At 39.6% G+C, this 14,528-nt stretch carries 10 protein-coding genes; 1 reads left to right on the forward strand and 9 read right to left on the reverse strand.

The window, feature by feature from the left end:
* Nucleotides 1-27: 27 nt before the first annotated feature.
* The 3 genes from miaA to ABFX33_RS12260 form a co-directional block, all read right to left on the reverse strand.
* Nucleotides 28-927 (reverse strand): tRNA (adenosine(37)-N6)-dimethylallyltransferase MiaA, encoded by a 900-nt coding sequence (gene miaA / locus ABFX33_RS12250; RefSeq protein WP_346086274.1) that lies wholly within the window; start codon nucleotides 925-927, stop codon nucleotides 28-30.
* Complete coding sequence (locus ABFX33_RS12255) at nucleotides 924-2,096, reverse strand: Gfo/Idh/MocA family protein (protein ID WP_346086275.1); 1,173 nt, start codon at nucleotides 2,094-2,096, stop codon at nucleotides 924-926. Before ABFX33_RS12255 ends, miaA begins: the two co-directional genes overlap by 4 nt.
* Nucleotides 2,097-2,163: 67 nt before the next feature.
* Complete coding sequence (locus tag ABFX33_RS12260; protein ID WP_346086276.1) at nucleotides 2,164-2,943, reverse strand: hypothetical protein; 780 nt, start codon at nucleotides 2,941-2,943, stop codon at nucleotides 2,164-2,166.
* Between the two features lie 86 nt (nucleotides 2,944-3,029).
* On the opposite strand from ABFX33_RS12260, the gene def reads away from it, so the two are divergent.
* Nucleotides 3,030-3,611 carry a peptide deformylase gene (def, locus tag ABFX33_RS12265; protein WP_257096156.1) on the forward strand — a complete coding sequence of 194 codons (582 nt, stop codon included), beginning with the start codon at nucleotides 3,030-3,032 and terminating at the stop codon, nucleotides 3,609-3,611.
* Nucleotides 3,612-3,668: 57 nt separating this feature from the next.
* Here def and ABFX33_RS12270 read toward each other — a convergent pair whose 3' ends face one another.
* The 6 genes from ABFX33_RS12270 to ABFX33_RS12295 form a co-directional block, all read right to left on the reverse strand.
* The gene (locus ABFX33_RS12270; RefSeq protein WP_120261354.1) at nucleotides 3,669-4,280 is read right to left on the reverse strand and encodes a trimeric intracellular cation channel family protein; all 612 of its coding nucleotides are present in this window, start codon (nucleotides 4,278-4,280) and stop codon (nucleotides 3,669-3,671) included.
* Between the two features lie 67 nt (nucleotides 4,281-4,347).
* The gene (locus ABFX33_RS12275; protein WP_346086277.1) at nucleotides 4,348-6,708 is read right to left on the reverse strand and encodes a GAF domain-containing protein; all 2,361 of its coding nucleotides are present in this window, start codon (nucleotides 6,706-6,708) and stop codon (nucleotides 4,348-4,350) included.
* A gap of 13 nt (nucleotides 6,709-6,721) precedes the next feature.
* Nucleotides 6,722-9,331: a BamA/TamA family outer membrane protein gene (locus tag ABFX33_RS12280; protein ID WP_346086278.1), complete on the reverse strand. Its 2,610-nt coding sequence runs from the start codon at nucleotides 9,329-9,331 to the stop codon at nucleotides 6,722-6,724.
* 5 nt (nucleotides 9,332-9,336) lie between these two features.
* Nucleotides 9,337-10,230 carry a hypothetical protein gene (locus ABFX33_RS12285; RefSeq protein WP_346086279.1) on the reverse strand — a complete coding sequence of 298 codons (894 nt, stop codon included), beginning with the start codon at nucleotides 10,228-10,230 and terminating at the stop codon, nucleotides 9,337-9,339.
* Between the two features lie 4 nt (nucleotides 10,231-10,234).
* Nucleotides 10,235-12,247, reverse strand: a complete 2,013-nt coding sequence (gene ppk1 / locus ABFX33_RS12290; protein ID WP_346086280.1) for a polyphosphate kinase 1 — start codon at nucleotides 12,245-12,247, stop codon at nucleotides 10,235-10,237.
* Between the two features lie 45 nt (nucleotides 12,248-12,292).
* Nucleotides 12,293-13,477 (reverse strand): Pycsar system effector family protein, encoded by a 1,185-nt coding sequence (locus ABFX33_RS12295; RefSeq protein ID WP_346086281.1) that lies wholly within the window; start codon nucleotides 13,475-13,477, stop codon nucleotides 12,293-12,295.
* Nucleotides 13,478-14,528 lie beyond the last annotated feature (1,051 nt).

Consider the following 14,528-nt stretch of genomic DNA (forward strand, 5'->3'; position numbering starts at 1 on the left):
TTAGTAGCAATACTAGCCCTTTTTTGTTTATATCCAATGGATCTTGATCCCATCTTTTTCCATTTTCCGGAAGTAAGTCATTTGACGTTTAGCATATCGATGTATTTCTGTTTCTAACTTTGTGAAGAAGGTTGAGTAATCCAGCTGTCCAAGTAGATAAAAAGACGCATATTTATACTCTAACCCATAATATTGTAGTTGGTCATGGGAAATTCCGTCGGCTAATAGTTGTTCGACTTCTTGTAGAAAACCGTTTTCTATTCGCTCATTCAGTCTCTTACTGATGCTTGATCTTCTTTTTTCAAGAGCTGGATTTAGTCCAATGACAAGAGCGTCAGGCGCTTGCTGTTCGGGTTTGAAATCTGGATTTTGTCTGAGAAACTCCAGTATTTCGATGGCGCGGATGATACGTTTATTGGTAGAATGATCAATTTGAAAGTCTTGGGGACATGTATAAGAGCTTATCCGTTCCATTAATGCTGATTCAGTCTGTTCCGAAAGCGCTTCTTTGAATCCTTCGATGCTCGGAATCAATGCATAGGGCGCCCGTTGGATAACGCTTTGCAAGTATAAACCCGTCCCACCGCATAAGATTGTATGTTTACCTTTGTTTAAAATGGATCGATAGGCCTGATTGAAATCAGTGATAAAATTTCCAAGATTGTATTTCGCGCCCGGTTCTTGTATATCGATAAGATGATAGGGAATGTCCTGATATTCAGTGAGGTCTTTTCCTGTGCCGATATCCATGCGTCTGTAAATTTGACGGGAATCCGCACTGATAATTTCGGCATCAATTTGTTGGGCAAGCTGTACTGCCACTTTGGTTTTTCCAGAGGCTGTTGGGCCTAGAATAACGATTACTTTCTCTTTTGGAACAGGTGTCCGCTCCAAAAGAGAAAGTATATGTTCTAATCTGTCTATCACACGACAAATTTAGTCCATTTTTCTGTTCCTTCGTTATTTTTTACAACAGTATCAATAAAAGTCATACCTCTTACACCATCGTAAACAGTTGGAAAATCTTGTTGTTCAGCCGTTGGGGTTCTGCCTTCTCTTTTTGCAGTGACAGTCAAGGTAAAGTTGCGGTAAATGTTCGCAAACGACTCCAATAAGCCTTCTGGATGACCTGCAGGAATACGCGTATTATGTGTAGCAAAAGAACTCAAAGTATATGGAGCTGCATAAGCATTTCCTGTACGGTATAATTGACGAGGTTGATCGAGCATTTTGATGATCAGGTTGTTCGGATCTTCATTGGCCCACTCTAACCCTCCTTTTTCACCATAAATACGGATACGGACTGCATTCTCCTCTCCTGCTGAGATCTGTGATGCCATCAATACTCCTTTTGCACCATTTTCGAAACGTAACAATACCGATCCATCATCATCCAATAGACGGCCTTCAACAAATGTTGTCAAATCAGCACATAATTCTTCGATTTTTAATCCTGAAACATATTCTGCAAGATGAGCCGCATGGGTACCGATATCTCCCATTACCAAAGATTTGCCTGAGCGTTTTGGGTCCGCACGCCAAGCAGCACCTGCATTGCCCTCACGTTCGGTTAAACGGCTTAACCATCCTTGTGGATATTCAACAATAATTTTTCTTATTTTACCAAAGTGGCCTTCTTTTACCATCGCTTTGGCTTGTTTTACCATCGGGTAACCCGAATAGGTATGTGTCAAACATAGTGTACGGCCTGTGCGCTCTACAGTCTCCTGCAATTCTTTTGCCTCTTCAACAGATACTGTCATAGGTTTTTCAACGACAACATCGAAACCATTTTCCAAGGCTAATTTAGCTGGAGCAAAGTGTAGAAAATTGGGAGTAACAATCGTTACAAAATCCATGCGTTCGCCATCAGGAAGCAAAGATTCTTTCTCGATCATCTCTTCGTAGTTTAGATAGACGCGCTCTGGGGCTACAAATAAGTCTTCTCCAGATTGTTTTGAAATCTGTGGATCGATGCTAAATGCACCACAAACCAACTCAATCTTGCCATCCATAAAAGCAGCGATGCGGTGTACGGCTCCAATAAAGGCATCATTTCCGCCTCCGACCATACCCATGCGAAGTTTTCTCTTCATAACGTTATTATTTTTGATTATTTATTTTTTTTCAAACTAATACAGTGTACAATATACACAATTTAGCTTATTTTATATATAAAATCATCTTGATGCTGCCCATGTTTTCCTTTGGGAAGCCAGTTGGTGCTCGCTCCATTAATGCTTGTAGCTCTTCTTCGCTGCGATAGGTATATCGATGTCGTCCCGCTACCCAGAAGTTAATAGGAGACGTAATTTCTTTTGTTGTAAAACCTATTTTTTCCAATGAGGAATGCTGACTCCAATCTCGGTCGGTATATGTCATGATATCTCCCGGGTGGAAATCTTTAGCGAATGCGGTGATTAATTTACTTAGCCCACCGATCACATTATAACCCGATTTATTGCAAAAACGCAATAACTCAAAGGAGCGGTATTCTTCATTTTTATCATTCATGCGGCGTCCGCCAGAAAATACAGCAATAGAAACGAGTTCACCTTGTTCATATAGTCCATACCGATATTTTCCGGGGAGAGCTGTCTGTAGATGATGTTCCACGAGGAACCGTTGACTCACTTTTTTATCAATGCGGGCAACGACAGTTTTCCGGGCATAGATGCGTCTATTATTCTTTGATTTGGCAACGATGCGCTGTACGATGAGATCGAATTTTTGCGTTAATTGATCTTCATCTATATGAATGCCAGATTCAGAGATCTGATAGCGAAAAAATCGCTCATTAGGGTAAATAAAAATATTTTTTGTTATTTCAGTAGTGGTGATTTGTATAAATCCATCAAGTTCGATCAGGGTTAGTTGTACTTCGAGCTGTCGTTCGAGGCCAATTTTTAACCGAATAGCCAAGTCTTTAAAGGATGGAGTCATAAGACAAATGTAACTTTTATGGAAGTTTTGACGAAATATTCGCTTTTAATAATTATCCGTACCTTTGTGCAAAATATAATAGTACTATGAAACTTCCGATAGTGGCGTATGGCGACCCTGTATTGAGAAAGGTCGCTGAAGAAATAGATGAAGACTATCCCGATTTAAAAAAATTGATTGATGATATGTATGATACCATGTATGCCGCACATGGTGTTGGGATTGCTGCACCACAGATAGGTCTGCCAATACGTATGTTTGTTATTGATGCGACACCATTTGCAGAGGATGACGAAGAGAATAAAGAAATGCTTAAGTCTTTCAAAAGAGTTTTCATCAACCCGATTATGGTCGAAGAATCCGGTGAAAAATGGGCTTTTGGTGAAGGTTGCCTAAGTATTCCCGATATTAATGAAGATGTGCTTCGTCACAAAAATATTCGCATCAATTATTTGGATGAGAACTTTGAAGAACATGAGGTGGATCTAACTGGATTGGCAGCACGTGTCGTTCAACATGAGTATGATCATCTTGAAGGGAAATTGTTTACAGACAAACTAAGTACGCTGAAGAAAACAATGTTGAAAAGCAGATTGGATGCAATTGCCAAAGGTAATATCCGAGTGAGCTATAAAATGAAATTTCCACAACAAAAGAAAAAGCGTTAGTCCATACTAGCGCTTTTTCTTTTGCTGTTAACAGCAATAATTTCCAAATCTCACCCCTCAATCCAATCGGGGAAGATATAATCTGTATTTGACCGCAGTCATCCGAACGAGGAAGACAACACCTGCAGCAATGAAAGCTGCCCAAGACAAGTCAAGATCAAGATGAACGAGCAAGATATAGATTAATCCACCTGCCAAGCAGGCTGTTGCATAGACTTCCTTTTTAAAGATCAATGGTGTCTCATTGAGCAAAATATCTCGTGTCATGCCTCCACAAACAGCAGTAAACATACCGAAAATGATGGCTGCATAGACGTTACTTTCGTAGTTCAATGATTTTTGTACACCTAAGATAGTAAAGAAGCTGATTCCTATGGCATCAAAAAGTGTTAGGGTGCGATAGTAACCATAGAGCTGCCGATTGAATACGATAGCGATCAAGATGCCCAGGAATATGGCTATAAGGTAATTGCTGTCGTTGACCCAAACGGGACGCAGGTTTAAAAATACATCACGCATGGAGCCTCCGCCAATCGCCGTCACAAAGCCCAAAAAAGCTGCTCCAAAGATGTCGATATCCTTACGTTTTGCGGATAAAGTCCCCGATATTGCAAAAAATAAGGTGCCAAGCAAATCGCTTAAATAAAAATAGTTGGCATCAGTTATCATCGTAATCCTGTTTTTAAAATATTTTTCCTATTTATTTACTCTACTGCAAAGAGAGATTTCGACAAATTTAGGAGAAATCTCTGTAGTTTAGGTTTACTGTAAGACGAATAGCTTTCAAACCTACAATTCCCTGCACATCTTCCAGTTTGAGATGTTCTACAGTGCTTTCAATTATTCCCATATCATAAATGGCTTGTATACTTAGATTTAGGTCTTCTAAAATCTCATCCGATAAATAGACAATTGCTATTTTGTTGGTCTGAGTAAGCCTCTCCTTTGTACGTTTTATCCGGATCTTATCTATTCTTTTTTTGATGATTTCGTAACGGATATTTAATGATCCCTCTACGTCAAATCGACGTTCATCTTCCCGAAAACTGATGTCAATACTGTGCGGATTGATGAAGATGAGTTGTGTCGTCTCTAGCGCCAGTGGCAGATCGCGCTTTGCATGATATGCTTTTAATGCAATTCTGGCCATGGATATAATTTGTTGCCGCCTAAAGATATTGATAAACTCGGAGCTAAAAGTTTGCTGTGGCGTAATAGATTCCCCAACATAAATATCATACTCAATACCATCCGTTCTGAATTTTTGGAAGTAAGATGGGTAATTGCCCTGAATGAAGCTGTTGAAATGATTGAGTTCTTTACTGATAATATGGTTTACTTGACGCAAAGAGGTTTCAAATTCATTCCTATAAAACTCACCTGTATCACGATTGGTAAAAAAGTGACGGGCATAATGCTCAATAATAGCATGCTTTGTTGTGAATTGTCTTCTCGCCGCATCGAGAAATGGTTGCACATCCTTTCGGAAGAATTCTATGATCTTGACCATAGACTCATCAAACGAGATCTGGTCAAGCGACCTGGTAATCTGATCTACACGTTTTGAAAAATCAACAATGAGCTGATGTCTGCCATCCAAAGACAATTCGTCAATAAGGAGAGCCAGTTGTTTTACTTTGAAACTAAAATCCTTTAAAATAGACGCATTACGGATGACCGTGGAATCTTTGACATCAATAGCGCCATAGAGTGGATATACCTCTTCAAAAATAACAGGTTTGATATGCGCATTTTGTTCATCATTTTCGAATTCCTGAATATATTGCGCTGCAATATGGTTAAACTTCCACTGTACGGCTGGCTGTATTGTTGTAAACCGGTTAATAATAATCTCGTCAATACGTTTTTTGAATTCTGTCGTGATATCATGTGATAATTGGGATAGTAGCGGCACAAGCTCACGAAGTGAGTGTATCGTCTCATTATCCAATTGATCCAGTTGATGACTGTAAATCTCTAGAATGCCAGACAAAGAATGATTATGTATCAACGGAATGCATAGATAGGTCTTGACTCCGGATGTCTTGATGCGTTCATCAAAAATGGATGTGGTATTTTTAATAGTATCCATTGTATTGTAGAAGATCAGATGCGGATGTTTTAGATAATTGGCGACTTCTGGATTGATCTTGGTATAGCTGTTCTTTGCGTAAGCTTCCGAAATTAAAATACTTTTATTGGTAATGGAATAATCAAAAAATGGTAGTCCATTGAGCTGAAACAATGGAAACAGGCTGAAAACTGTATCTGATCCCTTCAAGATCGGAGCAATAATTTTTTCGAGATCAGATAAGAAGAGGTGATAATTGTATGTTGCGAGATCCAATAAAATAGATTGTATCCGCTTAAGAGTATGCTCTAAACTGCTTTTCTTGACAGTGAGGATGGTAAATCCAGATAGCTCAAAATCTTCGATCTTAATTGTATTGACAACAATATTCCAATCGAATAAAGAGGTATCATTGGCATTGTTGGTCAGATGCCCTACGTCAAATTGTGGAAGTTCCTTTTTTGGTTTAATATCAACAAATTTGAAATCTATATTTAAATCATAATAATCAATGATTTCACCCTGCTCATTTAAGTGATAGTAAACGATCGTATTATTTTCTTTGGCAGGAAGTCCATATAACCGTTCAAAAATAAGGGCATACATCAGTTTTTCCTGATTGTTCAGGATGCCCCCATCTTGCATCTGATCCTGAAGATCTTGTTCCTCCAGCTTATTTTTCCAGAGTTCGAAAAAGGCTTCTGTGCCATAAAATGTTTCTTCGGCGAGTGGTGTTGCAAGTGCCCAGTATTTTTTTGGGGCGGTGTCAATTAGCGATACCGAAAGGCTGTAAATGAGCTGTAAAATATCTTTATATGCACTTAAGTTTTGCTTACACAGCCTGCCACTAACCTGCTCAATCTCCCGGATGCGTTCCAGAGCAAATAATGGAATCATACCATCTGGAGATACATCGCCTTCGGTAAATGACTCTAGATAACGAAAAAAAGGTTCGAAATGGAGCTTCTTCTCGATATTATATAGCCTGCTTTCACTTTTGGCTAGTCGTATATTCTTTATTTCCATTTATTGAACACTTTTAGAAACGGAAGCCGGTACTAAAATAGGGATACCAACCTTCATTAGATTTGGCCATCACAAAGTGAAGGGGCAATGCATTGGCGACGATATAATAAAGTCCGCCACCGAGTCCTTGATGGACTGTCTTGCTGTTATGTTCTTTTGCCCACACTTTCCCGATATCATACACCCCCATGATCCCTAGTTCTCCCGGGAGAACGTAGCTTTTTACCTCATGAATCTTGACGCGGGCTTCTAGGTTGTTGTATACCATTTGCTCGCCAGCAAATCTATATTGGCGAAAACCACGAAGATTCTCATGACCTCCTAGAAATAGATATTGATAGAATGTTGGATTGCCCACGACGGTTCCTCCGCCTACTCTATTTGCGAATACGATACCTTCATTCAGTGCACTAAAATAGCCTGTCATTTCTGCGCTTAGTTGGCCTGAATTTCTGGAATATTTATTTAAGCCCAAAAAAGAATGTAGCGCTGCCTTGATAAATAATCCTTTACTTGGATTGATCTTGCGGTTACGTGTATCTTGCGTCAGAAAAGCATTTAGTCCAACGAAAGCTTTATCATTGGTAATAGAAACACTATCGTAAGAATGGAGCGCTTGCGGATTTAAAATGAAACGGTCCTGATTTTCAATTGGATCCAGGTGATAGAACTGGATATGGGGACCAATAGCATAATTCAGCGTAGACGAAGGGTGCCACCGCAGTAATGGGTTGACATTGAAAATATTGAATCTGCTACGGTAGTATTTCGCGCCATACTGATCTTTTAGAAATAGGGAATTGTTGCCAACGCCAAAAAAGTTCTGCGTGTTGTCGGGGGCTTTTGCTAATGCATCGAGGACAAAGTCGGCATTGCCTATTACATCTTCCCATTCGCCACGATAATGAATTTTATAGGCCCCTGTTCGGAATGCCGCTGCCACAGTAATCTGTTGTTTATAGGTAAAAGGCGTTTTTCTAAAACCCCGTTGATGTGTATATGCAGCACCAAGTCCGAGAGAAAAGCCATCATCAGCGTTATAACCCGCTGTTAACAAAGGGAGCCAAGAATTGTATAGATTGACGGGAACGAACTGTGTATTCAAGCTGTCCTTACCTTGATGTAGCCTGATTCGACCTTTTTCTCCTAAAAAAGTGGAGCCGGCCGTATTTTCGTAGAGCTTTATCTTTGATTTACTATTGTTAACTATATAGGTCTTTGGCAGACTATCGCCAATAATCCGCAGTTTTATCGGCGAATTTACGTTATTTATGGACACTGAGTCCTGACCTTCAGAAAGGTATAGTCGGATTTCTTTTGTTAAGTTCTTTTCATAAGTCTTGTCCATGAGGGTTTTAGTCACCTTTCCATCTTTGTTGATTTTGGACACCATGATTTTTAATCCCTCATCTTTGGTGTTGACAATCTCCACCTTTTCGTTCTTATTACTGAAATGGATGTCGACAATATTATTGATAAAACGATAATATTCTTCCATTGCCGCCGGCAAAGCATCGCGTCTGCTTTGAAGGGTACGGAAAATCTGTTCCCCGCGAATAGCGATGGATGATTGGGGTAAGCTTTTGACAGATTGCCAGAGTACCGAATCTGTCAGACTGGAAACAAACTGATTTACTTCTTTTGTCCATTCCTTGTGGGAGAGCTGATTGCTTGGATGTGCATTTAAAAATCTGGATTTGAAAAGGGAGTATCGGATATTTGGAATGCCTTTTGTAAAACCCTGCATAACGGGGTTGACAAACTGTTGGTAAATATCTTTCATCAAGAAACCCTGTGTCACACGTAAGGCCTGATCTCGATCCCGCGGAATCGGAACATAATCCTTGTCTTTATCATCAGTATCCTGATTTTCATTATACCAACGCCATTGATCTTCATGACGATCCCAGTCACTGACGATTACATCCAGCATACGTGCCCTTAGGTATGCCTTGGGTTTGAAATCATCATCGTTGTCTTCCTGAAGCTTGCGCACGGCTTTTGGACTATTGTCGGAGTCGCCCATAGGCTCTCGTTCTTCTAATAGGGCGATAGTGTTTTCGAATAAAGGAGCGTACTCGCCGAGGATTGTATCCGGCGCAACGACTCCTATAATGGGGTGTGCATGTGGAACCTTCACTGCATTAGCTAACGCTGGAATCATCAATGCGGAATAAGGATGTTGTGCGCTTGTCGCATCGTCCAACACATCCTGTACAAAGGTGCCGTGCAATTCCTCTGGAATCAAAGACTCTGTCCGTTTATTTACTGATCGCAGCGCCCATTCTCTACCTGTTGGGTCTGTCAACCTGAGCGAAATGGATTGCATCCCTCCGCCCTGTTTAATAGGGGTCAGACCGCCATATAATCTAGAGAGCTGTAACAGGGGTAAGGTGGTCTCTGCAGCCCATTCTCTACGATAATTTTCTCCAAGAAATGACTTCTTAAATCCACTCGCCTTCCCATACTTTGCATTTGCTACAACAATAGTACTGTCTTTAATCACTGCTTGTATCAGCGATTTCTCTTTGTGCGTGTCAATTGTCGAATTCGACTTATTCTTCTGCTGAGAATAAGCTTGTGTAGCGAGAAAAAGTAAAAAGAATGGTAAGACCCGTTGCATGCTTATTATTTTTCAAATTTATAAATGATTCCTTTGTCTTGATCGCCAGCTTCGCTAATGATGTAAAGATTGAATTTTGAATCAAAGTTGATGCCTTCTGGTTGTGGAAATAGCTTTGGATCCAGCGCTGTTATAGATTTGACATGGAAATTTTCATCCGTTACAACAAGTGCCTTGTCAATGGAGGATAAAATGTACCATTCATTGCTGTCGGTTTTCTTTGCAAGGGCTGAAGGTTTGAATGTTTTTTTGATTTTCGGATCAAATCTTTTCAGTTCATCAATCTGAATTGCAAATTCACCTTGTGGATTGAACTTGCCATCGGCTCCAATGGAGAAAATATATCCTGTAGTTTGTGACTGTTTTTTGTCCGTACGACATTCTTTACAGAGTATATAGGCAAGGTTACTTGTTTTGTCTACAAAAAGCCCCTCATATTCACCTTTGGGTAAAATATCTTTTTGTTCGGTGACCGTCTGTATGTTATCTTTCTCCGTGATGGGAAAGGAATAGACAGCCCCATTGCTCTTTAAAATAAAGAAATGTGTTTTACTAATGCCAATGTCTTCGTAATCACCATCCTTTCCAAATGGATTGAATGTGAGCTTTTGAGTCGACAAATTGTATCTGAAAAGTAGCCCCTGTTCATCCTGAATGGCATAGATATCTTGGTCTTGTCCTTCAAGAAATGCAATACCTGATATTTCGAGCAGTTCATCGGGCAAATTTATCTTTTCGCCAGATGATAATCTATACGGAATTGTCTGTTGTTGTTTATCTGTTGTAACGTCGGTCACACTAGTCGTACGTTCTTTATTCGCATTACTGGGGTTACAAGCTAGCAATACCGAGGAAATCATTCCTAGAGCAAGAGCTGTTAATTGTGTAGCGTCTTTCATGAATTCAGTTGTTTAAGTAGTCAACAATTTGCTGTTGTGATTTATTGCCAGTCGGATGTTCTATAGGTATGTTTTGCCCCATCTCATCAAGGAAAGTTGCTTCAACGTCGTCAGCGAATTGAATTTCAAATAGCTGCTGAATCTTGTTGGACAATACTGGCTCCGTAATGGGGAAACAGGTCTCTATCCGATGGTAGATATTACGATTCATCCAGTCTGAGGAACCTAAATACACCTTTGTATGTTCTCCATATTGGAATATAAAGATTCTTCCGTGCTCTAAATATCGCCCTACGATCCGTTTTACTTCAATGTTTTCACTTAGTCCTTTTACCTGGGGTTTAAGCCTGCAGATTCCTCTGACCAATAATTTCACTTTCACGCCAGCCTGACCGGCTTCGTATAATTTATTGATTAACGATTCTTCTTCTAAATTGTTTAACTTAATTTTTATTGAGGCGGCGATGCCCATCTTTACCTGAGTAATGGTTTCATCAATCAAATTGTCAAAAGTCTGCTTTAGATTGAATTGAGCTATCAAAAGCTCTTGAAATGGAATATCTGTTGGCTTATCCGGTTTCTGTCTGTTGGGTAAAAATTCAAATAGTAGGCTTAGTTCTTCTGTCAGCAGGCGATCGGATGTCATTAAGAAATAATCGGTATATACCTTGGCAGTTTTCTCATTTAAGTTGCCTGTCCCGAACAATGCGCTCTCTTTTCCATCTTTTCGTTTGACAAGGGCAATTTTAGCATGTACTTTAAGGTTGGGGATACTATAACTGATCTTTACCCCCTGTTCTTTCATAATTCTTGACCAATGAATATTATTGGCTTCATCAAAACGTGCTTTTAACTCAACAAATACATTCACCTTTTTGCCATTCTTAGCTGCGGTAGCTAGGGCTTGGGCAATATGCGAATCGCTGGCAATTCGATAGAGCGTGGTATGGATCTCTGCTACGTCAGGGTTTATTGCTGCTTCATTAAAAAAACGAAGAATAGGATCAAAAGATTCATAAGGAGTACATATTAGCATATCATGCTGATCAAGCTGGTCAAAAATGGAATGCTCAAAGTCCTGATGTGCTTCTAGTTGTTGCTGTGGTGGAAAAGACAATTCTCCCTTTTTTATTGGGAAAGAGAAGAAATCCTTCAAATTATGATAATATCCACCAGTGACAATGCTACTTTTTCTTAAGTCAAAAAGAATAGCGAGTCTTTCGATAAGCTGGTCTGGAAAACCTGGTTGATGTAAGAATCGAGTTGCATAACCAAGATCTCTCTTTTTGACCTCTGCCTCTATTTTCTGCGCTATATCACCATCAAATTCATCTTGTAAATTGAGTTCAGCATCACGAGTGATTTTGAAAGAATAAAAATTTAAACTTTTACTTTGTAGTGGACCCGGTAAAAATAGCTTAATGATATCATCGATGAAGACAACGTAAGTCTTGGAATTGACCTGACAAGTGAAAAATCTATTGATGCGATCGGCAGGTATGTTGACAATGAACAAGTCTGTTGTATTATTGCCTGTCATTGCAAAGTATAGATGGTTGTTGATCGGAAAAAAGGAAAATTCTTCGTCAACGGGGATTATTTGCAGGTAAGAGGCTATCGTATTAAAAAAATAGTTGGCTACAAGAGGTTTTATCGTTACTGGAATCTCCTGGTTATAGATCAGAATAATATTTTCCTCAGTTAACTGATGGATAATATCGGTTAAAAGGAATCCAAATTTTTCCTGCTGTTTATCGATAATTTTAGAGGCCTTTTTATACGTTCCAATGTCAAGATTCGGGACAACTTGATCAGTTGCCTTCTTTTTAATTTTTTTCCATGCCATTAATACAGGCATCCGTACGCGGTAGAACTCATCGAGGTTAGATGAGAAAATAGCAAGAAATTGTAATTTTTCCAATAGCGGGACCTCCTTACGTCCAGCCTCGGTAAGTACTCTGTCATTAAAGGAAAGCCAACTGATATCTCTATTGATGTACAGGTCTTCTTTTTTCATCCGAAACATAATTAAAAAATGATGAATTTATGCTGAGTATCTGTTTTACAATAGTGTTGCAATAACAAAGGAAATAACAGAGATAACCAGACCAAACATAAAGATGCCATAAGCATAACGCAATAATTTGTATTTCCTGCCTAATACAACTCCTTGGGAATAAACATCTTTTGTAAGCATGCCGTATAAAAATTCGGAATCAATCATTACTTTTTGCATTCCTTCATTATAGTCATCTAGGTTCATTTTATAGAAATTTCCGAAAAATAATAGATTGACAGATTTATTATCAATCTCCTGTTTTGAAAATTTTCCGGAGGGTATTTTGGGTATAGTTGAAAGTATAGCCATGACCATGGTGGCCACAACAATTACAGTGAGAATAATTGTTGGAAATATAAGATGTTCGTTGCTATCTAATTTTCTGAATAATACGGCAATAACGACAGATAGAATGATAGAGTTAACGGTCAATAAAATATTAGCTTTATTATCAGCCATATCACTCAAACGTTGGTTGTTGGACGATGTTATCCGGAACATTGTTTCTATACCACGTTCAGGTTTGACACTTTTATCTTTCTCTTTCTTTGTTTCTTTTTTGTCTTCTTTTTTCTTGTCCTTGGACTTTTCCTGCTTACGTTCAAGTTCTTTTAAGTTTTCCTCTTTCTTTGTGTTGAGCTTTTGTTGGGCATAATCTGTATGATAATGATGGCTTGCTAAGAGCTTTATAGTGCCGGCACGCCAAACATCCTTATCAATTTCTTTACCTAGTACAGCCTCTGCTTCGGTCTTCATCAGTTTATTCCTGTTTTCAAAGTCCTCTCCTCCAAAATGGAACAAGTCGGCGTCGCAAAGGATCTGTTCCAATAGATTGTTGGGGTCTTGGGGCATTCTGGTGGCGAGGATACAACCTTTGATTTTTTCTTTTACCTCCTCGGTTACGCCTTTATCCTTTAAGAAGTCTAAAGCGATTTCTACGCTTCTTTTTTCATGGCCAATCGCATTGTCAGATTTTACATAACCTAAATCGTGAAAATAGGCTGCACTGATCACTATAAAATGATCTTCGTCATTTAACTTATAAAACGAGGAAATCTCCTCTGCAGCTTGTACTACTGAATGTGTATGTATACTGTTGTGAAAACAATGACACGAGGAGATATTCTGTATAATATAAGCGTTCGAAAATTCTTCTACCTGTTTTAAAAGTGCGTTATAATCTATCATGACTAATATGATGTTTATTTAGAATAAAAGTATTCAATATCTTTAACATCTTATATACAAGTAATCCCTTTTCGTAATTTTTTAATCTAGATCAAACTTTATAGTCCCGATAGAAAGTAAAAGACCTTGTTTTTTACCCTTCCGATTCCCATGTCCGGAATTTCCCTAAACAAAAGATAGGAAAAGGACGGTAAACGTTTGAGAAAAGCCGAAGGAGATAGCAGGGAGGGGTGAATACGATCCCGAAACAGAATGCTTTTGCCTTCAGGGATATCACTTCCGGTATTTTTTAGGGATAGTTCCAATATTAACGTAGTAGTAGTCTACGATTAGGCTAGCATTTAGTTAGGTTTAGTTTAGCTAAAATCTAAACAAAACCTAAGTAATACCTAAACTAAACCTAAACAAACCCTAACTAAACTCTGGATTTGTCCTTACCCTGAGACCCCCTGTTTTCGGGCTGTTTTTCTATGGTGGTGGGTTTTTTTTGCTGCGGTTTTTAGGCCTGTCTATCCGCCGCCTGTCCGTCATCCCGACTTGGAGACCGTCCCATCGGGTTTTTTTCTGTTCCGGGCAACTGTTTTTCAGGGGTTCGCTGAGATGTCCATTCTCCGGTTCTGATTCCCGCTGCCCATGCACTTTTCTCCCTTCACTGTTTTTTTGCGTATAGCTGGCCTTGCGGCGACTTTTTCGCCGCATTCCCCGGTTCTGCGCTGCTGTGGCGTAAGTCTAGCCCATAGGCAATCCTGCCTTTCCACTGCGTATCCGCTGCGGTTCCACCATCCCCTTGCTCCGCCTTTCCACGGCTTATCCACTGCAGATCCAGTGCATATTCTGATATAACCCGCCTTTTTTGTCCCCCGGAGCCCGCGGGACCCCCACCGGAACCCGTCCGGAGAAAAACAATCGACCAAGTTCACAGCGAGTTAGCGGCAAAATGAAATAAATAAGAACAAAAGGCTTGGAAGTTTGTTAGTAAACTCCCTATCTTTGCACCACTCCGCAAGGGAGGGACGGTTACTTCGAAAGAAGAGACCATGAAAAAAAGAAG

Source organism: Sphingobacterium ginsenosidimutans, from assembly GCF_039536865.1.
Classification (GTDB): Bacteria; Bacteroidota; Bacteroidia; order Sphingobacteriales; family Sphingobacteriaceae; genus Sphingobacterium; species Sphingobacterium detergens.

Coding starts and splice junctions, on each gene's coding strand:
- ABFX33_RS12285 (WP_346086279.1), bottom strand. CDS start 10,230: ATGAAAGACGCTACACAATTAACAGCTCTTGCTCTAGGAATGATTTCC.
- ABFX33_RS12275 (WP_346086277.1), bottom strand. CDS start 6,708: ATGGAAATAAAGAATATACGACTAGCCAAAAGTGAAAGCAGGCTATAT.
- ABFX33_RS12260 (WP_346086276.1), bottom strand. CDS start 2,943: ATGACTCCATCCTTTAAAGACTTGGCTATTCGGTTAAAAATTGGCCTC.
- ABFX33_RS12255 (WP_346086275.1), bottom strand. CDS start 2,096: ATGAAGAGAAAACTTCGCATGGGTATGGTCGGAGGCGGAAATGATGCC.
- ABFX33_RS12295 (WP_346086281.1), bottom strand. CDS start 13,477: ATGATAGATTATAACGCACTTTTAAAACAGGTAGAAGAATTTTCGAAC.
- ABFX33_RS12270 (WP_120261354.1), bottom strand. CDS start 4,280: ATGATAACTGATGCCAACTATTTTTATTTAAGCGATTTGCTTGGCACC.
- ABFX33_RS12280 (WP_346086278.1), bottom strand. CDS start 9,331: ATGCAACGGGTCTTACCATTCTTTTTACTTTTTCTCGCTACACAAGCT.
- def (WP_257096156.1), top strand. CDS start 3,030: ATGAAACTTCCGATAGTGGCGTATGGCGACCCTGTATTGAGAAAGGTC.
- ppk1 (WP_346086280.1), bottom strand. CDS start 12,247: ATGAAAAAAGAAGACCTGTACATCAATAGAGATATCAGTTGGCTTTCC.